Below are 19,490 nucleotides of genomic sequence, written 5' to 3'. Positions count from 1 at the left end.
GCTTGCTCCTCCCGCTCACACGTGTGAGCGCATGCGCGGAACCGGGCAGGAGTGGGAAGGAAACAGCACAAGAAACCCCACAAGGCCCCGGGACGAGGGGCGAGGCCGCACCGCCAGACACCGGGAACGGGATGCCGGGTGCCCGGCGCGCCGTCCGAGAGCCGCCGGAGGCGAAACGTGTCGAGCACACCCGAGCAAGAGACGGCATACGGCGTCCACTTCGAGGCCCGCGAGGCCGCGCCCCCGGCGCCCCGGGCCGGGCTCAACGGCCACCCGGTCGCCGACGGCCGCCGCCGCGCGGTGTGGCCGGGCAGCCCCGAGCCGCTCGGCGCCCGCTTCCGCACGGACGCCGGCGGCGTCGCCGGCACCAACTTCGCGCTGTGGGCCGGCGGGGCCGAGGCCGTCGAGGTCTGCCTCTTCGACGACGACGGCTCCGGCGGACAGCGCGAAACCCGCTGCTTCCTCGGCGAGTTGACCCACGAGATATGGCACGGCTTCCTGCCCGGCGTCCGCCCCGGACAGCGCTACGGCTTCCGCGTCCACGGCCGCTGGGACCCCTGGACGGGCGCCCGATGGAACCCCGCCAAGCTCCTCCTCGACCCCTGCGCCCGCGCCGTGGACGGCGACTTCCGCCTCCCGCCCGAGGTCTACGGGCACGTCCGCGACTGGCCCCAGCAGCACGTCGCCGACACCGTCCGGGACGAGCGCGACTCCGCCCCGTACGTCCCCAAGGGCGTCGTCGTCGCCGACGACGACGACTGGTCCGACGACCACCGGCCCGGGACCGCCTGGGCCGACACCGTCATCTACGAACTCCACGTGCGCGGCTTCACCATGCGCCACCCCGGCGTCCCCGAGCGGCTGCGCGGCACCTACGCCGGGCTCGCCCACCCCGCGGCCGTCGAGCACCTCACGCGGCTGGGCGTCACCGCAGTGGAGCTCCTGCCGGTGCACCAGTTCGCGCACGAGGACCACCTGCTCCGGCGCGGCCTGCGCAACTACTGGGGCTACAACTCCATCGGCTACTTCGCCCCGCACGCCGGCTACGCGGCCACCGGCACCCGGGGGCAGCAGGTCGGCGAGTTCAAACGGATGGTCCGCGCCCTGCACGCGGCCGGCATCGAGGTCATCCTCGACGTCGTCTACAACCACACCGCCGAGGGCGGCGAGCTGGGCCCGACCCTGTCGCTGCGCGGCATCGACAACCGGCGCTACTACCGCCTCGCCGACGACCCGCGCCGCTACACCGACTACACCGGCTGCGGCAACACCCTGCACGTCGTCCAGCCCAACGTGCTGCGCCTGATCACCGATTCGCTGCGCTACTGGGTCACCGAGATGGGCGTCGACGGCTTCCGCTTCGACCTCGCGGCGGCCCTCGCCCGGTCCATGCACGACGTCGACATGCTCTCCCCCTTCCTCGCCGTCATCGCCCAGGACCCGGTGCTGCGCCGGGTCAAGCTCATCGCCGAGCCCTGGGACGTGGGCTCCGGCGGCTACCAGGTCGGCGCCTTCCCCCCGCTGTGGACCGAGTGGAACGACCGCTACCGCGACGCCGTCCGCGACTTCTGGCGCGGCGCCCTGCCGGACGTGCGCGACCTCGGCTACCGGCTCTCCGGCTCCAGCGACCTCTACGCCTGGGGCGGCCGCCGGCCGTACGCCTCCGTCAACTTCGTCACCGCGCACGACGGTTTCACCCTGCGCGACCTCGTCAGCTACGGGCGCAAGCACAACGAGGCCAACGGCGAGGGCAACCGGGACGGCACCGACGACAACCGCTCGTGGAACTGCGGCGCCGAGGGCCCCACCGACGACCCCGCCGTCCTGCGCCTGCGCCGCCGCCAGATCCGCAACCTGCTGACCACCCTCCTGCTCTCCACCGGCGTGCCGATGCTGGTGGCGGGCGACGAGATGGGCCGCACCCAGGGCGGCAACAACAACGCCTACTGCCAGGACGGCGAGGTGAGCTGGGTCGACTGGTCGCTCCTGGAGGACCCCGGCTGGCGCGCCGTCGCCGCCCTCGCCACCCGGCTGCTGGCCCTGCGCCGCGCCCACCCCGTCCTGCGCAGCCGCGCCTTCTTCTCCGGCCGCCCGCAGTCGGTGGACGGGCTGCGGGACCTCGCGTGGTTCACCGCGCGCGGCACGGAGATGACCGAGGCCGACTGGTACGCGCCCGCCGCCACGCTCGGCATGTACCTCTCCGGCGGCGACATCCCGCAGCGCGGGCCGGACGGCCGTCCGGTGACCGACGACAGCTTCCTCGTCGTCCTGCACGCCGGCGACCGGCCCGTCGACCTGACCCTGCCCGGTCCGCCCTGGGCCGCGGCGTACGAACTCCTCGTCGACACCTCCCTGGAGGAGCAGACGGCGGCGCCGGGCACCCGGCACGAGGCGGGGGCGTCAATTCCCCTTCCGGAGCGCTCCGTTGCGGTGTGGAAGGTGCTGCCGGGGCGGGAGGTGAAGGAAGGTCCTACGGCCGGGGGACGGGGACGGAAAACCGAGTGAGCGGTGTCAGTGGCGAACCGTACGCTCACTCCTGATGACCGCACACCGCGATTCCTCCGCCGTCCGCTCGCTGCTGCGCCTGGCCCCCTTCGTCCGGCCGGCGCGCGGCCGGCTCCTCACGGGCGTGGCCGTGGCTGTGGTGGCCTCGTCCATGAGCCTGGTCATCCCGCTCGTCCTCAAGCAGCTCGTGGACGGGCCGATCGCCGGCCGCGACCCGTCGGGGGTGTGGCTGGGCGGGCTGGCGGTCCTGGTGCTCGGCCTGCTGGAGGCCGGGCTGTTCGGGCTGCGGCGGATGCTGCTGGCGCGTCCGCTCGCCGGGGTCGAGGCGGCCATGCGGTCCGCGCTGTACCGGCATCTGCAGCGGCTGCCGGTCGCCTTCCACGACCGGTGGTCCTCGGGCCAGTTGCTCTCCCGCGCCACGACGGACCTGATGCTGCTGCGCGTCTTCCTCGCGTTCGCGCTGACCTTCCTGGTGGTCAACGGGCTGACGATCGCGGTCGGTTTCGTCATCCTGCTGACGCAGCGGTGGACGCTCGGGCTGGTGCTCCTGGCCCCGGTCGTCCCGCTGATCGTCCTCTGCCGCCTGTTCGAGGAGCGGTACGCGCGGGCCTCGCGCACCGCCCAGGACCAGGCCGGCGACCTGGCCACGGTGGTCGAGGAGAGCGTCCTCGGCATCCGCGTCACCAAGGGCTTCGGCCGGCACCGCGCCCAGGAGCGCGCCTTCGCCGCCCTCTCCGCCCGCCTCCGCGGCACCGAGCTCCGCAAGGCCGGTCTCCTCGGCACCCTCTGGGCCGTCATCATGATCCTCCCCGAACTGGCCATCGGCGCGGCCCTCGTGCTCGGCGTCCAGCAGGTCGCCGCCCACACCCTCACCCCCGGCGCCCTCGTCGCCTTCCTCTCCACCGCCCTCGCCCTCCGCTGGCCCGTCGAGTCGATCGGCTTCCTCCTGGCCCTGGCGAACGAGTCGGCGACGGCGACGGAGCGCTACTTCGAGGTCCTCGACGCGGAGGCGCCCGGCGCGGACGGCGCCGGCGCCGGGCCGGAGCCCGTCGGGACCGGCAGACCCGACGCGGCAACTGCCGGCCGCACGCCCGGCGTCGGCGCCGCCCACCCGGCACCGGGCACCGAGCGCGGGCTCCGGTTCGAGCGCGTCACCTTCCGGTACCCCGACGCCGCACCCGACGCGCCCCCCGTGCTGGACGGAGTCGATCTGCACGTGCGGCACGGCGAGACCATGGCGCTCGTGGGGGCGACGGGGAGCGGGAAGACGACGCTGACGGCGCTCATCCCCCGGCTGTACGAGGCGACGGGCGGGCGGATCACGCTCGACGGGCAGGACATCGCCGGGATGCCGCGGGAGCGGCTGCGCGCCCTGGTGTCGATGGCCTTCGAGGAGCCCACGCTCTTCTCGGCCGACGTCGGGGAGAACGTGCTCATGGGGGCCGAGGGGGCGCACCAGGACGATCTGGAGCGGGCGCTGGCCGTCGCGCGGGCCGACGGTTTCGTCGCCGCCCTGCCCCACGGCCACCGCACCCAGGTCGGCGAGCAGGGCCTGAGCCTCTCCGGCGGACAGCGGCAACGGCTCGCCCTGGCGCGAGCCGTGATCGGCCGCCCCCGCTTCCTCGTCCTCGACGACCCGCTCTCCGCCCTCGACGTGCACACCGAGGCCCTCGTCGAACGGGCGCTGCGCGAGGTCCTGGCCACCACCACCGCCCTCGTCGTCGCCCACCGGCCCTCCACCGTGCTCCTCGCCGACCGGGTCGCGCTGCTCTCCCGCGGCCGGATCGCCGCCGTCGGCACCCACCACCAACTGCTGCGCGCCAGCGAGGAGTACGCCCGGCTGATGTCGGGCCCGCTCCCCGCGCGGCCCGCGGAAGGGGACGCGCCCCGATGACCTCCACCGTCTCCGGTCCCCCGGACACCGCCGGCGGACGGCAGGCTCCCCCGGCCGACGACCCCGTCGCCCGGGACGTGCTGCCCGCCCCCAGGGGCGCCTCCCTCGCCCTGCTGCGCTCCCTCCTCGCCCCCGTCCGGGGCCGGGTGCGGCTCACGCTGGCCCTGCTGCTGCTCCAGCAGGCGGCCGTGCAGGCCGGCCCGCTGCTCGTGGCGTACGCGATCGACCGGGCCGTGCCCGCCGTCCGCCGCGGCGACCACGGCCCGCTCACCGCCGCGGGGGCCGCCTACCTGGGGTGCGCGGTGGCCTCGGGCCTGCTCCAGCTGGCCTTCGTCCGGGTGTCGGCGCGCGCCGGCCAGGACGTCCTGCTCGACCTGCGCGCCCGCATCTTCCGCCACGCGCAGGCCCTCGGCGTCGACTTCCACGAGCGCTACACCTCCGGCCGGCTGACCTCCCGCACCACCACGGACGTGGAGAACCTCCGCGAGCTGCTCAACGACGGCCTGCAGGAGCTGCTGGGCATCGTCGCGTCGGTGCTCCTCGTCTCGGCGACGCTGCTGTGGCTCGACCGGGGCACGGGGGCGGCGGCGGTCGCCTCGTTCGTCCCCCTCGCCCTGGTCGTCCGCGCCTACCGCCGCCGCTCGCTGGAGGTGCACCGCCGGCGGTCCACGGCGACCGCCGCGCTGATCGTGAAGTTCACCGAGACCATGAACGGCATCCGCCCGGTGCAGGCGTTCCGCCGGGAGGCCGCCAACGAGGCGCACTTCGAGGAGCTCAACCGGCGCCACCGGCGCACCAACAGGGACGCGATGCTCGCCATGGGCCGCTATGTGATGACGTCCCGCGCCCTGTCCAACACGGCGCTGGCCGTGATCGTGCTCTGGGGTGCCCAGCGGGTCGCCGCCGGCTCCCTGGAGCTCGGCGTGCTGGCGGCCGCCGTGCTGTATCTGCGGCGCCTGTACGACCCGCTGGACCAGCTCGGCATGTTCCTCAACTCCTACCAGGCGGCCGCCGCCTCCCTGGAGAAGATCGCCGGGCTGCTGGCCCAGCGCCCCTCGGTGCCGGAGCCGGCCGTCCCGGCGGCGCTCCCCGAGCGCCCGGCCGGTTCCCCGGGCCGCGAGGTGGTCTTCGAGGCGGCGCGCTTCGCGTACCGCGCGGGCGGCGAGGTCCTGCCGCGCTTCGACCTCACGCTCGCCGCCGGGCGGACGGTGGCGGTCGTCGGCTCGACGGGCGCCGGGAAGTCCACCCTCGCCAAGCTCCTGGCCCGCTTCTACGACCCGACGGGCGGCCGCGTCCTGCTCGACGGCGTCCCGCTGCGCGACCTGTCCACCGCGGAGCTGCGGCGGAACGTGGTGATGGTGACGCAGGAGGCGTTCCTCTTCTCCGGCACGATCGCCGACAACATCGCCGTCGGCCGTCCCGACGCGACCCGTGCGGACGTCGAGCGCGCCGCGAGGGCCATCGGCGCCCACGACTTCATCGCCGCCCTGCCCGACGGCTACGACACGGACGTCCGCAAGCGCGGCGGCCGCATCTCCGCCGGCCAGCGCCAACTGGTCTCGTTCGCCCGCGCGTTGCTCGCCGATCCGGCCGTCCTCATCCTTGACGAGGCCACGTCCTCCCTGGACATCCCGGGCGAACGGGCGGTGCAGCGCGCCCTGCGCACGGTGCTGCGCGGACGGACGGCGGTGGTCATCGCGCACCGGCTGTCCACCGTGGAGATCGCGGACCGGGTGCTGGTTATGGAGGGCGGCCGGATCGTCGAGGACGGCACTCCGGCCGAACTCACGGCGGGCGGGGGCCGGTTCGCGGAACTGCACCGGGCGTGGCGGGAGAGCCTGGTCTGAGCGGGGGGCGGGTGCGGGTGCCGCCCCGACGCCGCTCCGACCGCTATGCGGACAGCGATCTTTGGCCAACGGACATTTTCCGGCCAACTTGTTGACGCGCTCCTGACAGGCTTCGGGTGTCGTGGCACTCTTCCCACGACCGGCGCTGGCACACCCCCCACAGGTTCACCCCCCACAGGTTCACCCCCACACCGGTCGGCACCTCTCTTCTCCTCTTCCTTTCTCCACTCTCCACTGGTTCTGCCGTGAACAGCGGACGGTCCCCACGCCGTCCCCCTCTCCCATCGGCCACCACCCCTCGCGTGGTCACCGCAGAAGGAGTCAGCGTGAGATCCACCCCCCCTAGGCGTGCCGTCGCCATCGGAGCCCTCGTCGCCGCCGGCGCGATGCTCACCGTAGGAGTCCAGACCACGTCCGCCACCGCCGGGACGGACACCGCCGGTTCCGCCCCCCGCCAGGCGATACACAAGGCGGACCCGGGCGCCCTGCCCGCCCGGCTGTCGCCCGCGCAGCGGACCGCGCTCGTGCGCCACGCCGACGCGGCCGAGGCGGAGACCGCGCGGACCCTGGGCCTCGGGCCCAAGGAGAAGCTCGTCGTCAAGGACGTCGTCAAGGACAACAACGGGGCGGTGCACACCCGTTACGAGCGGACGTACGACGGCCTGCCCGTCCTCGGCGGCGACCTGGTCGTCGACTCGACGAGCGCCGGCAAGGTCACGACGGTCGCCAAGGCGACCAAGCAGCGGCTGGCCCTCGCCACGACGACGCCCTCGCTCGCTCCCGCCGCCGCCGGGAAACAGGCCGTCGCGGCCGCCCGCGCCCACGGCTCCAAGGCGTCGAAGCCCGAGAAGGCGCCCCGCAAGGTCGTCTGGGCGGCCGACGGCAAGCCCGTCCTCGCCTACGAGACGGTCGTCGGCGGCATCCAGCACGACGGCACGCCCAGCCGGCTGCACGTGATCACCGACGCGGCGTCCGGGAAGAAGCTCTTCGCGTTCCAGGACGTCAAGACCGGCACCGGCAACACCCAGCACAGCGGCCAGGTGACCATCGGCACCACCAAGGTCGGCAACACCTACCAGCTGTGGGACCAGACCCGCGGCGGCCACAAGACGTACAACCTCAACCACGCCACGTCCGGCACGGGTTCGATCATCACGTCGCCCAACGACGTCTTCGGCAACGGCACCACCAGCGACCCCGCGACGGCCGGCGCCGACGCCCACTACGGCGCGCAGCTCACCTGGGACTACTACAAGAACGTGCACGGCCGCAGCGGCATACGCGGGGACGGCGTCGGCGCGTACAGCCGCGTCCACTACGGCAACAACTACGTCAACGCGTTCTGGGACGACAGCTGCTTCTGCATGACCTACGGCGACGGCAACGGCATCCCGCTGACGTCGATCGACGTGGCCGCCCACGAGATGACGCACGGCGTCACCTCCGCCACCGCCAACCTCACCTACAGCGGCGAGTCCGGCGGTCTCAACGAGGCCACCTCCGACATGTTCGCCACCGCCGTCGAGTTCTGGGCCGGCAACCCCAAGGACCCGGGCGACTACCTCATCGGCGAGAAGATCGACATCAACGGCGACGGCACGCCGCTGCGCTACATGGACAAGCCCAGCAAGGACCGCCGCTCCAAGGACGCGTGGTACTCCGGCCTCGGCGGCATCGACGTGCACTACTCGTCCGGCCCGGCCAACCACTGGTTCTACCTGGCCTCCGAGGGCAGCGGCGCCAAGGACATCAACGGCGTCCACTACGACAGCCCGACCTCCGACGGCCTGCCCGTCACCGGCATCGGCCGGGACAACGCCGCGAAGATCTGGTTCAAGGCGCTGACCGAGCGCATGCGCTCCAACACCAACTACGCGGGCGCGCGCGACGCCACCCTGTGGGCGGCCGGCGAGCTGTTCGGCGTGGGCAGCGACACGTACAACAACGTCGCCAACGCCTGGGCCGCCATCAACGTCGGCAGCCGCGCCACCACCGGCGTCTCCGTGACCAGCCCCGGCGACCAGACCAGCGTCGTCAACCAGGCCGTCTCGCTCCAGCTGAAGGCGTCCGGCACCACCGGCTCGCTGACCTGGTCCGCCACCGGCCTGCCCGCCGGCCTGACGCTCAACTCCTCGACCGGCCTGATCTCCGGCACCCCGACCGCCACGGGCACCAGCGACGTGACGGTGACGGTCAAGGACGGCGCCGGCAGGACCGGTTCGGCGTCCTTCAAGTGGACCGTCAACACCACGGGCGGCGGCAGCGTCTTCGAGAACGGCACCCCGGTGGACATCCCGGACGCCGGTGCCGCCGTCACCTCGCCCATCGTCGTCACCCGCAGCGGCAGCGGATCGCCGGCGCTGAAGGTGGACGTGAACATCAGCCACACCTACCGCGGCGACCTCACGATCGACCTGGTGGCCCCGGACGGGAAGACGTGGCGCCTGAAGGACTCCGACACCTGGGACTCGGCCGCGGACGTCAACGAGACGTACACCGTGGACGCGTCCGGCGTGACGGCGAGCGGCACCTGGAAGCTCAAGGTGCAGGACGTCTACGCGGGCGACTCGGGGCGCATCGACAAGTGGCGGCTGACCTTCTGAGCCCCCGCTGAACCCCTTCGAAGAGCCCCTCCCGTGCGAGCGGCACCGCTGAACCGGGCGCCGTCCGGGGTGAGCACGACTCCCCCGGGCGGCGCCTTCGCGCGTGCCGCACTACCAGTGGAATGAGCGATTCGCCCCAATTGCCCGCCACCTCCGAAAACTTCGGCGAATCTTTACCAAACCGCAGCCCCTGACGCCTCGATATTCACAGGAAAGCGCGCGCGGGTTCGAGCAAACTGACGCTCGGTCGTGACCTCCGCGACCGGCACTCTTCATCTGCCAGGAGCTTGTGTGCGCCACACCCGAATAGCCCGCCGTCCCGCCGTCGCGGCGAGCGCGGCCACCATCGCCGCCGCCCTGATCGCCGCCGGCTTCACCGGGGCCCCGGCCCAGGCCGCCGGCGCCGAGGACCCCGCCAGGGCCCTGCGCCTCGGCGCCAAGGAGAAGCTCGTCGAGCGCGGCACGATCACGGACGAGGACGGCACCGTCCACACCCGCTACGAGCGCACCTACGCGGGCCTGCCGGTCATCGGCGGCGACGTGGTCGTCGAGAAGTCGGCCGACGGCAAGGTCCAGGACGTCACCAAGGCCACCGAGGAGACCATCAAGGTCCCCACCACCGAGGCCAAGGTCCCGGCCCCGGCCGCCGGCCGCAGCGCCTTCGCGGCCGCGCGGAAGAGCGACGGCGCCGGCGCCTTCGTCCGCACCCAGGCCCCCCGCAAGGTCATCTGGGCCGCCTCCGGCAAGCCCGTCCTCGCCTACGAGAGCGTCATCGGCGGCGTCCAGCACGACGGCACGCCCAGCGAGCTGCACGTCGTCACCGACGCGACCACCGGCAAGAAGCTGGACGAGTACCAGGCCATCGAGACCGGCTCCGGCACCGGCGTCTACAACGGCAAGGTGCCCGTCAACTCGGTCAAGTCCGGCGGCAAGTTCTACATGTGGGACAAGGCCCGCGGCGGGCACGTCACCTACCACGCGAAGAACCGGGACGGCGGCAGCAGCTTCCCGGCGTTCGCCAACTCCCGTGACGTCTGGGGCAACGGCAAGCAGAGCAACGGCCAGAGCGCCGCCGTCGACGCCCAGTACGGCGCCGCCAAGACCTGGGACTACTACCTCAACGTCCACAAGCGCAAGGGCATCCGGGGCAACGGCAAGGCCGCCAACTCCTTCGTCCACTTCGGCAACAACTACGACAACGCCTTCTGGTCGGACGAGTGCTTCTGCATGGTCTACGGCGACGGCAAGGGCAACAAGAAGCCCCTGACCTCCCTGGACGTGGCCGGCCACGAGATGACGCACGGCGTCACCTCCGCCACCGCGCGGCTGCGCTACGCCGGTGAGTCCGGCGGCCTCAACGAGGCCACCTCCGACATCTTCGGCACCGCCGTCGAGTTCTACGCCCGCAACGGCAAGGACAAGGGCGACTACCTGATGGGCGAGCGGCTCGGCAAGCCGCTGCGCTACATGGACAAGCCCAGCCGCGACGGCCGTTCGGCCGACTACTGGAGCAAGAGCGTCGGCAAGCTCGACGTCCACTACTCCTCCGGCGTCGCCAACCACTTCTTCTACCTGCTCGCCGAGGGCAGCGGCAAGAAGACCATCAACGGCGTCGCCTACAACAGCCCGACCTGGGGCGGCAAGAAGGTCCGCGGCATCGGCCGCGGCGCCGCCGAGAAGATCTGGTACCGCGCCCTCACGCGCTACATGACCTCCACCACCAACTTCAAGGGCGCCCGCGCGGCGACCCTCAAGGCGGCCCGCGACCTGTACGGCACCAAGAGCGGCCAGTACAAGTCCGTCCAGGCGGCCTGGGACGGCGTGAACGTCAAGTAACCCCCTTACGGCGAGCGGTTGCCCCCTTCCCTCCCGGGGCGGCCGCTCGCCGTCTTTTTCCCTCCCTGTCTTCTCCTTCCCTTCCCCTCCCGGAGTCCCTCGTGATCCGTCCCTCCCTCGCCGCGGGCGCGGCCGGCGTCGCCGCCGCCCTCCTGGCCACCGGCCTCACCACGGCCCCGGCCGCACGGGCCGCCGGCCCCGACGACCCGGCCGAGGTCCTCCGCCTCGGAGCCGAGGAGAAGCTGATACCCCGCGGCGTCATCACCGACCCGGACGGCACGGTGCACACCCGCTACGAGCGCACCTACGACGGCCTCCCGGTCCTCGGCGGCGACCTGGTCGTCCACCGGAACCGATCCGGCAAGGTCGAGGACGTCGACAAGGCCACCGAGGCCACCATCAAGGTCCCCACCGTCAAGCCCTCGGTCGCCCCGCCCGCCGCCCGGCGCACCGCGATGGCCGCGGCCCCCGGCGCGCCCACCGTCGACAAGGCGCCCCGCAAGGTGATCTGGGCCGCCTCCGGCAAGCCCGTCCTCGCCTACGAGACGGTCGTCGGCGGCCGGCAGAAGGACGGCTCCCCCAGCCGGCTGCACGTCATCACGGATGCCACCACCGGCCGGAAGCTCTTCTCGTTCGAGGCCCTCAAGTCCGGCGTCGGCACCGGCCAGTACAACGGCAAGGTCACCATCGGCACCGTGAAGGCCGGCGGGAAGTTCCTGATGAAGGACACCGCGCGCGGCGGTCACGTCGTCCGCAACGCCAAGCAGTCCCCCGAGGACAGGGGCCCGCTCTTCACCAACGCGACCGACACCTGGGGCAACGGCAAGCCGTCGATGGCCCAGACGGCCGCCGTCGACGCCCAGTACGGCGCCGCCATGACCTGGGACTACTACCTCAACGTCCACAAGCGCAAGGGCATCCGGGGCAACGGCAAGGCCGCCTACTCGATCGTCCACTACCGGGACAGGGTCTGGGAGAGCTGGCTCAACGCCCAGTGGGACGACGACTGCTTCTGCATGCGCTACGGCGACGGCCTGGACGGCAAGTACCCCTTCACCGAACTCGACCTGGCCGCCCACGAGATGACCCACGGCGTCACCAGCGCCACGGCCGGGCTCCTCTACTCCGGCGAGTCGGGCGCCCTGGACGAGGCCACCTCCGACATCCTCGGCACGGCCGTCGAGTTCTACGCCGAGAACCCCAAGGCCCCCGCCAATTACCTCATCGGCGAGCGCGTGAACTTCCACGGCGACAACAAGCCGCTGCGCTCCATGGACAAGCCCAGCAAGGACGGCCACTCCGCCGACTCCTGGAGCCGCAAGTTCTTCGCCGACCCCGACTACGACGTCCACTACGGCTCCGGCATCGGCAACCACTTCTTCTACCTGCTCGCCGAGGGCAGCGGCAAGAAGACCATCAACGGCTTCACCTACAACAGCCCGACGGCGGACGGCAAGAAGGTCACCGGCATCGGCCGCGCCGCCGCCGAGAAGATCTGGTACAAGGCGCTGACCGCGTACATGACGTCGACGACGAACTACAAGGGCGCGCGCTCCGCCACGCTCAAGGCGGCGCGGGATCTTTTCGGCACCAAGAGTGGCCAGTACAGGGCGGTCCAGGCGGCGTGGGACGGTGTGAACGTCAAGTAGCCGGTCCGCTGCGGTGAGGGAACCGTGTCAGTGGTGTCGTTGTGGCCGTCGCATCGAAGTCCTCACATCCGGGGTGGCCGTTCTCCTCAGGAAATGCTCCTGGCCGGATTCGCCGACGTGACGACCCCGGCATCGAAGGACCCACCTGGTCACTGCTGTGTGCGCGCGTGCCGGAAGGATCCGGACACGCGCACATCAGCCCTGGTCGGGTCAGCCGGTTGAGGGCACGAGGTTGCGTTCCGTGCCGAGGTGTTCGGTGACGGTGTCCTGGTAGAGGGAGGTCTCACCGTCGGACCAGCGGATGACGAGGTCGTCGGTGCGGCCGTTGCCGGTGAAGTTTCCGGTGGTCATCACGGTGCTGTGCGTCCAGGTGCCGAAGTTGCCTCCGCGGACGGTGTGCGTGGCCCCCAACTTGCCGGTGGTGGTGCCCACATAGCTGTTGATCGAGCCGTCCTTCCAGCGCACCAGAAGGTCCCACTTGCCGCTTCCACCGTACTCACCTGCGGTCAGCAGGGTCGCGTCCTCCCATGCCTTGTTGCGGTCCTTGAGCTGGTGCTCCTCCGAGAACTTCTTCTCGGCCCCGACATTCGTGTAGAGGGTGAGCTCACCGTCGGACCAGCGGACCATGAGGTCGGTGACGTACTTGTCGGCGTTGAAGCGTCCTGCGGTGATCTGTGTGGCGTGCTTCCAGGTACCGGTCTTCTCCGGGTCGATCATCTGGACACCGGCCCAGTCCAGCCCCCTGGAACCGACGTCGCCATAGAGCGTGACTTCGCCATCCGACCAGCGCACCAGCAGGTCGAACTGGGACGAGCCGGTGAAGTCGCCGGCGGTGATCGCTTCGGCGTGCTTCCACGTGCCGTTCTTCCCCATCAACTGCCGCTCGCTGGTGAATCCCCCACGACCGTCGCTGTTGTAGAGGGTTACCTCACCGTCGGTCCATACCACGATCAAGTCGCTGCGCCCACGGCCGGTGAAGTCACCGGCGGACATCAGCTTGGCATGCTTCCAGGTGCTGGCGCCGCCCATGGTGTAGGGGACCTTGGGCTGGTGGTACTTGCCGTACTTGACGTGGCGACCGTGCTGGGCGTCGTCATAGAGGCGGAAGAAGTGATCCTGGTGCATCGGGCTGTACGTGATGCGGTTGTACATCGGGTCCTTGCTGTTCAAGATGCCACCCCCGTTCCAGCCGCCGACGTTCCCGATGATCTCACCGGTGCCCTTCTTGCCGTCGAGGCTGGAGAACCAGGGCCCTCCCGAGACGCCGCCCCACATGCCGGCACAGTCGATCGCCAGCTGGTTGTACCCCGGCAGTGGCTTCGTCCTGGTGGAACACCTCACCGCCATATCGGACTTGTTGTGGCCGATGGCCGGGTAGCCGACGATCGTGACGTTGTTGTAGAAGCTCTTGGTCCGGGCAAGGGTGTTGCCGCCCACCACGTCCTGCACGTTCTTGCCCTTGACCGGCTTCACCCGGGCGAATGCGAAGTCCAGGTCCGACTCCGCCCTTCGGTCATTGTGGATGTACGTCTCGTAGGTGAACCAGTCGGCCACCGGCCAGACCCCGTACGGCTGAGGCGTCAATCGAGTTCTGCTCGAGTCGTACTTCGGTACGAAGGCTGTCTTGTCGGTGGTTTTGCAGTGCCCCGCAGTGAGGATCAGGTTCTTCCCCGCACTCTGGACCACACTGGCCGAGCACTTGTGAGCCTGCATCTTCGCGTCGACGCCGAAGAGCATGCCGACGGACTTCACCCCGCCGAAGTGATCCGCCGCATCACCTGCGGCCGCTTTGGCCTGGGTCTTCGGCGGAGGTCCTCCCGAACGGCCCGAAGGATCGGTGGCGGAGGCGAGGCGCTCCGGTGTCCAGAATCGGATCAGCTCGTCTGCCTCCGCGTCGCCGTCCTCCGTGCTTTGCCCAGGAGCGGTCGGAGCTGTGGAGGCATCGCCTGTGAGGAGCGGTGACGACGGGCTCGGAGCGGAGGATGCGGTCGGGTCCGTGGAGGCCGACGTGTTGGATATGGGCATGGGCGCACCCGCGGCTGCCGCGGGGCCGGCGGAAAGAACAACAAGGCTTGTGGCAGCCATGACAGCACGCCGGAGGCGTGCTCCATACATAGACATGTGTTTTCACTGTTCGTTCAGAATGGATTCCCTGTTTTCAGGGAAAGCTGCGAAGCGCGTGACTGGAATGCGCGCTCGTCATGGATCCGTCGACCACGGGCAACGCCGAGTCAGCCGACTCGGCGCTCCGTTCAGACCGCGCCGGAGTCGCTGCACCGCCGGGCACGGACGATGAACGCGCCAAGGGTCACGAGGCCGACCGGGACAACGGCGACACCAACCCAGGTCCACAGCGTGGACCACCTGGGAGAATCCGATGGCGCGGATACGGGCCGGCCACTGACAATGAGGTTCTGTGTCACGGTGGGGAGGCCTCGTCCCGAGGACACGGTCACCGGGTAGATACCCTCCGGAAGATCCCGCCTGAGTCGAATGTGACCTGCGTACACCTTCACGAACCCGTCGTCCGACCGCAGTTGGGGGTCGTCGTCAGTTCCCGTGCGCAAGGCCACCGGCTGTTCGAAAGCCGATGACCGAGCCTGGAGGGCTTTGGGTCCGCTCGAGAAGACGCCGACGGACATCACGGCTGTCGCGCCGGGGTGTACCCGGTGTTCTGCTGCCGGGCCGGTGACGGAGCCGCCACGAGGGTAGACGTCGAAGCGGTACAGGTAATCGGCATGCGGAGCGTTTTCCACAGTGATCTCGGTGCTGGCGACCTCCCGGCCCCGGTAGTGTGCGGTGACCCGGTACCGGCCCGGCTCCCCCGTCACATGTTGTCCGTATTCGTCAGCGTTCTCCGTGGCGCGCCGATCGCGCGGGGAGACGTCGAAGGGTCCCAGGAAGAGCGACTTCGACCTGGGATCCGAGTCGATGGTGACCTTGTCCCAACCCGGGGCCATGCCGCTGAGCCGGACCGCGGCGATACCGCCGGCCCGTACCGATGTGTGCCCTTTCGGCCCCAGGCCGAACACTTCCAGCTTCGGTCGCGCGGACGATGTATCCGGCCCGGCGGACATGGGCGCGAGCGGCGCTGCCGCCGCGTGGCCCGACACCGGGGTGGCGAACAGCGCACACGCCGCGGCGGCGGCGATTCCCAGCGGGCGCAGGACAGGCCCGCCCAGTACGGCTTTGAGGCCGACTTCCCCGCCCCTGTGCGGACTTCCTGCCGGAGCGTCACACCCTGGGGTGCGACCGTGGTCACTCGAACACCGCATGACGTTCTCCTTCATGCCCACCCCTCGAACTACCGCCATGCCTACCGCACACCGCGTGGAATCCGGAACCGCAGGAAAACGAAGAGTTGAGTATCAGTTCCGGGAAACTTCAACTTGACTGGCCCAGGGCTACGTCGACGCAACGCCGACCAAGGACGGCTGCGCCGCCGGGCGCCGCAGCCGTCACAGGAGGTGCGGGCGAGGGAAGTCCCGCCCGCCTCCCGACCTGTCGTCGGCGTCACTGCGCCGACGCACGACTGAAGTCGCTACGAAGAAGCGGATCCGCTGCCGTTCCGGCCTCTACGATGGCGCCGGACAATGAAGACCACAGAGGCGATGAGCGCCACAAGCCATACCAGGAGCTCAAGACCGCCCAACCGGTCGGCGAGCAGCAGAAGAACCAGAACAAAGAAGGCAGATATGGCAACCAATTCTGCCGCGAGCGACTTCATGTTTTCCCCTTAAACTCCGGTCCCGTCGATCGCAGTCTTCCCCGTTCCATAGACCTTGACCTTGGCCCACGGGTGCAAGGTGGAGTAGCAGCCCCACTTGGTGACGCAGAGCTCGACTTCACGCTTCATCATCGACGTCCCCGACGTCGCGGGCGTGCGTGACTTGGTGTCCACCTGACGCCTACCGGTCTTGACCTGGGCCACACGGTCCTTGTCCTCGACGACGTCGTACCGTTGACCCCACTTCAGGACCTTGCTGCCGTTGTACTGGAACTCGGCGTATGCGTGGTACTTGAAAATGGTGGAACCCGTGTAGCTGCGGTGGGTGTAGGTGATGTGGGTCATCCTCCACTGAGGAGCGGCAGTTCGCATGGGAGTGCCCGTGGACTTCGGGTCCACGTCGGTCTCGACGGGAGTGACCAGGGTCCTGCTCGCGTCCTCGAGCTCCGCACCCTTCGGGAGGACGCCCTCTCCGGGAGCCACCGATCGCGTCTCAGTCTTCACCTCAGCAGGGCGGGTGACATCCTCGACCACGGCCGCGAGCGCCGGTATGGAGCGGATGAGTGCCACGTCCTTCTGCGTCCACGTCCCGTCACCATGACGCTTGAGAGCAGCGCTGATCTCCGCATCCGTGGGAGCAGCCGCATGTGCGGCGGGCGTCATCGTGACGGAAAGAGCCACCGCCGCGACAAATCCCCCGATGGCCGCAAAGGCCTTGGAGCCCGACTTTTCAACAAACAACAGAAAACCCTCTTTTACGTTCCAATGAAAGCAAGAAGCCCGACTCGGAAGCTTCAAACAAGCAACAATCCCAAGGAGTTTTACCTGCATCCCTCCGGTTGAGCCAGAGCATGAACATGCGCCAAGAATCCCAGGACAGTCGACATCGAAAGACACCCGGAGACACCCGAGGGATACGGCTCCGTTGCCGGCCGCAGATACGAATCCGCCCGGAACTGCAAAAAGACCAGGCCCGGCCGGCCCCTACCGAGCCATCACTTGAAACCGCGCCACGGCAGGGGTTCCGCCACTACGGCGAAAGCCGCCACAGCGGCGGCAACAGCCGCATGCCGACCCTTGCGTTCCTCCCCCGGCACCCCCCTTGTTGCAAATTCAACAGAGCCCTCGAAACCGGGGGGATTCCTTGCAGGCATAACTGCTTGCACCCCGACCAAAAGCGGAATGATCATGATCATAGCCAGGAGGCGTGGGACCCGCCACCTACCCTCCGCGTGAGCGCCGTTACAGAGCGGCATGGCCCACTCCGGGGTGCCGCTCCTTGCACGCCGCCGAACGGCCGACTCTTCCGGGCGATCGTGCGGGCCGGAGGAGTCGCCCCGGCCGCCCCCGTACAGCTGCCCGGTCCGGAGCGGCAAGCGGGTCGCGGGCATCGACGGTCGTATGGGGCACCACGAACATCGAGCAGCCGGGCTCGAACCCCTGCCCGATGATCTCCGCCACACCGCCCGGCCCGCGCATTGATCTCAAGTGCACTTGATATACGAGCCTGACGTCGCACGCCTTTCCCACGCGACGACAGGACGGTCCCCATGAAGGCAGCGGCAATCAACTCCCACGGCGGGCCCGAGGTCGTGGAGTTGCTCGACATACCGACTCCGCAGGCGGGGCCCGGGCAGGTGCGGGTGCGGGTGCGGGCCGCGGGGATCCAGCCGTTCGACTGCGCGGTCCGCCGGGGGCTGCCGGTCCGCGGCGGCGACCCGGACTTCCCGAAGAGGATCGGCAACGACTTCGCGGGGGTGGTCGACCAGGTCGGGGAGGGGGCCGAGGGCTTCCCCGTGGGGAGCGAGGTTCTCGGCTGGTGCCTGATGGCCTGCCACGCCGAGTACGTGGTCGTGCCCACCGAACAGATCGTGGCCAAGCCCGCCATGATGCCCTGGGAGGCGGCCGGGGCCTTCGCAGCGTCCGCGCAGACCGCGTCCACGGCGGTGGAGGACCTGGCCGTGCGCGCCGGCGACACCCTGCTGGTCCACGCCGCGGCCGGGGGCGTCGGCACGGTCGCCGTCCAGCTGGCGGCGGCCCTCGGCGCCACGGTCGTCGGGACCGCGAGCCCGCGCAACCACGACTACCTGCGGGCGCTGGGCGCGGTTCCGGTCGCGTACGGCGACGGTCTCGTCGAGCGCGTCCGGGCCGTCGCACCGGCCGGCGTCACCGCCGTACTCGACTGCGCGGGACGCGGATCGCTGGACTCCTCCGCCCCACTGCTCGCGCGCAGCGGCCGGATGGGCACCGTCGTGGACTTCGACCGCGCCGACGCCGTCGGCGCCCTGAAGATCAGCACCCGGCGCTCGGCGGAACGTCTCGGTGCGCTCACGGACCTCTGCGCCCGGGGCGCCCTGCGCATCGAGGTCTCCGCCGCCTTCCCCCTGGACCGCGCCGCGGACGCCCACCGCGCCGTGGAGACCGGGCACGCACGCGGCAAGGTCGCGATCGTGGTCGCCTGAGACGCGCGACGCCCGTTGTCAGTGACACCCCCTAGCGTGACCGCATGACCGTCACGACCGGCGACGACCGCCGTTTTCCCGCCGCCCTGGCGGCAGTTGCCCGCATCGAGTTCGACTACGCCGACGGCGAGGGCGTCGACTTCGAACCGTACGACGCCTTCGACTCCGCCGAGGAGACCACCGACTGGATCCGCCACTGGACGGGCAACCACGAGCTCGACGGCGCCGCCTACCGGGTCTTCGGCCAGGACGGCGCCGGCGGCCGCGCCGCCCTCTGGTGCGTCCGGGCGGGGCGGCCGCTCGCCGAGCAGCCGGTGGTGTTCCTCGGCTCCGAGGGCGAACGCGGCGTCGTGGCCGGCGGTCTCTCCGACTTCCTCTGGGTCCTCGCCGACGGCTACGGCCCCATGGAGGCCGCCCTCGACGACGAACTCGAATCCTGCCCGGACCCGTCCCTGGCCGGGCTCGCCGAGCGGTATGCGACGACACCGCGCCGTCCCGTCCGGGACATCGTCACCGAGGTCCGGGCCGCGTTCCCGTCCTTCTCCGACGACCTCGACGCGCTATGCCGCTGATCCGGGGGGAGCGCCCGCTCGCCGCCCCGCCGAGGCCCGTTGGGCCGCCACGGCATCGGTGCGGAGCTCGGGCTTCACCTCCGGGCCCGTGACACCAAGTCCGTCGAGTCCGAGTCGGACCCGGCTTCATGTCGATGCCCACCCAGACCGCTGGGCAGTGGTCATAGTCCGTGTCGGGGTCACTCCGGTGAACAGCAGCGACACGACTGCCTCCCGTGCCGGGCCCACTGCGGTCGGCCGCACGTGACGATCAGCCCTCCGACCCGCTCCGGTCAAGAGGGGCGTGCGCAGGGGGCTCGCGAGGCTGTCCCCGCCTCCACTCGGCCCCAAGGGCCGACCAGTTGCGCTGCGCCGAACCCTCACGCCCCCGACCCCCCGACTTGAACGCGTTCAAA

11 protein-coding genes are annotated in these 19,490 nt (G+C 70.5%); 8 read left to right on the top strand and 3 right to left on the bottom strand.

Annotated elements, in window-relative coordinates; genetic code table 11:
• The first annotated feature begins 177 nt into the window (after positions 1–177).
• The 6 genes from glgX (at position 178) to AC230_RS17830 (ending at position 12,334) form a co-directional block, all read left to right on the top strand.
• Entirely contained in the window at positions 178–2,505 is a 2,328-nt protein-coding gene (glgX, locus tag AC230_RS17855) for a glycogen debranching protein GlgX (protein WP_049717274.1), read from the top strand.
• Between the two features lie 34 nt (positions 2,506–2,539).
• On the top strand, positions 2,540–4,399 hold the full coding sequence (locus tag AC230_RS17850) for an ABC transporter ATP-binding protein (protein ID WP_049717273.1): 1,860 nt from the start codon (positions 2,540–2,542) through the stop codon (positions 4,397–4,399).
• On the top strand, positions 4,396–6,246 hold the full coding sequence (locus AC230_RS17845) for an ABC transporter ATP-binding protein (RefSeq protein ID WP_049717272.1): 1,851 nt from the start codon (positions 4,396–4,398) through the stop codon (positions 6,244–6,246). The genes AC230_RS17850 and AC230_RS17845 overlap by 4 nt, the downstream gene beginning before the upstream one ends.
• A gap of 326 nt (positions 6,247–6,572) precedes the next feature.
• Positions 6,573–8,849, top strand: coding sequence for a M4 family metallopeptidase (locus AC230_RS17840; RefSeq protein WP_049717271.1), 2,277 nt, complete (start codon positions 6,573–6,575; stop codon positions 8,847–8,849).
• A gap of 291 nt (positions 8,850–9,140) precedes the next feature.
• Positions 9,141–10,685: a M4 family metallopeptidase gene (locus AC230_RS17835; RefSeq protein ID WP_049717270.1), complete on the top strand. Its 1,545-nt coding sequence runs from the start codon at positions 9,141–9,143 to the stop codon at positions 10,683–10,685.
• Between the two features lie 101 nt (positions 10,686–10,786).
• Positions 10,787–12,334 carry a M4 family metallopeptidase gene (locus AC230_RS17830; protein WP_241833265.1) on the top strand — a complete coding sequence of 516 codons (1,548 nt, stop codon included), beginning with the start codon at positions 10,787–10,789 and terminating at the stop codon, positions 12,332–12,334.
• 210 nt (positions 12,335–12,544) lie between these two features.
• Here AC230_RS17830 and AC230_RS17825 read toward each other — a convergent pair whose 3' ends face one another.
• The 3 genes from AC230_RS17825 to AC230_RS17815 form a co-directional block, all read right to left on the bottom strand.
• Positions 12,545–14,359 carry an FG-GAP repeat domain-containing protein gene (locus tag AC230_RS17825; protein ID WP_241833264.1) on the bottom strand — a complete coding sequence of 605 codons (1,815 nt, stop codon included), beginning with the start codon at positions 14,357–14,359 and terminating at the stop codon, positions 12,545–12,547.
• Positions 14,360–14,586: 227 nt separating this feature from the next.
• Positions 14,587–15,624: a hypothetical protein gene (locus tag AC230_RS17820; protein ID WP_157868597.1), complete on the bottom strand. Its 1,038-nt coding sequence runs from the start codon at positions 15,622–15,624 to the stop codon at positions 14,587–14,589.
• 446 nt (positions 15,625–16,070) lie between these two features.
• Complete coding sequence (locus tag AC230_RS17815; RefSeq protein ID WP_049717267.1) at positions 16,071–16,802, bottom strand: hypothetical protein; 732 nt, start codon at positions 16,800–16,802, stop codon at positions 16,071–16,073.
• Between the two features lie 809 nt (positions 16,803–17,611).
• Here AC230_RS17815 and AC230_RS17810 point away from each other — a divergent pair.
• Both AC230_RS17810 and AC230_RS17805 read left to right on the top strand, forming a co-directional pair.
• Entirely contained in the window at positions 17,612–18,523 is a 912-nt protein-coding gene (locus AC230_RS17810; RefSeq protein ID WP_049717266.1) for an NADP-dependent oxidoreductase, read from the top strand.
• A gap of 44 nt (positions 18,524–18,567) precedes the next feature.
• Positions 18,568–19,095 carry a hypothetical protein gene (locus tag AC230_RS17805; RefSeq protein ID WP_049717265.1) on the top strand — a complete coding sequence of 176 codons (528 nt, stop codon included), beginning with the start codon at positions 18,568–18,570 and terminating at the stop codon, positions 19,093–19,095.
• Positions 19,096–19,490 lie beyond the last annotated feature (395 nt).

The sequence above is a fragment of the Streptomyces caatingaensis genome (assembly GCF_001187435.1).
GTDB classification, from domain to species: domain Bacteria; phylum Actinomycetota; class Actinomycetes; order Streptomycetales; family Streptomycetaceae; genus Streptomyces; species Streptomyces caatingaensis.
Note: the sequence above shows the minus strand (reverse complement) of the source record. Positions and strands in the feature narration are given on the sequence as shown.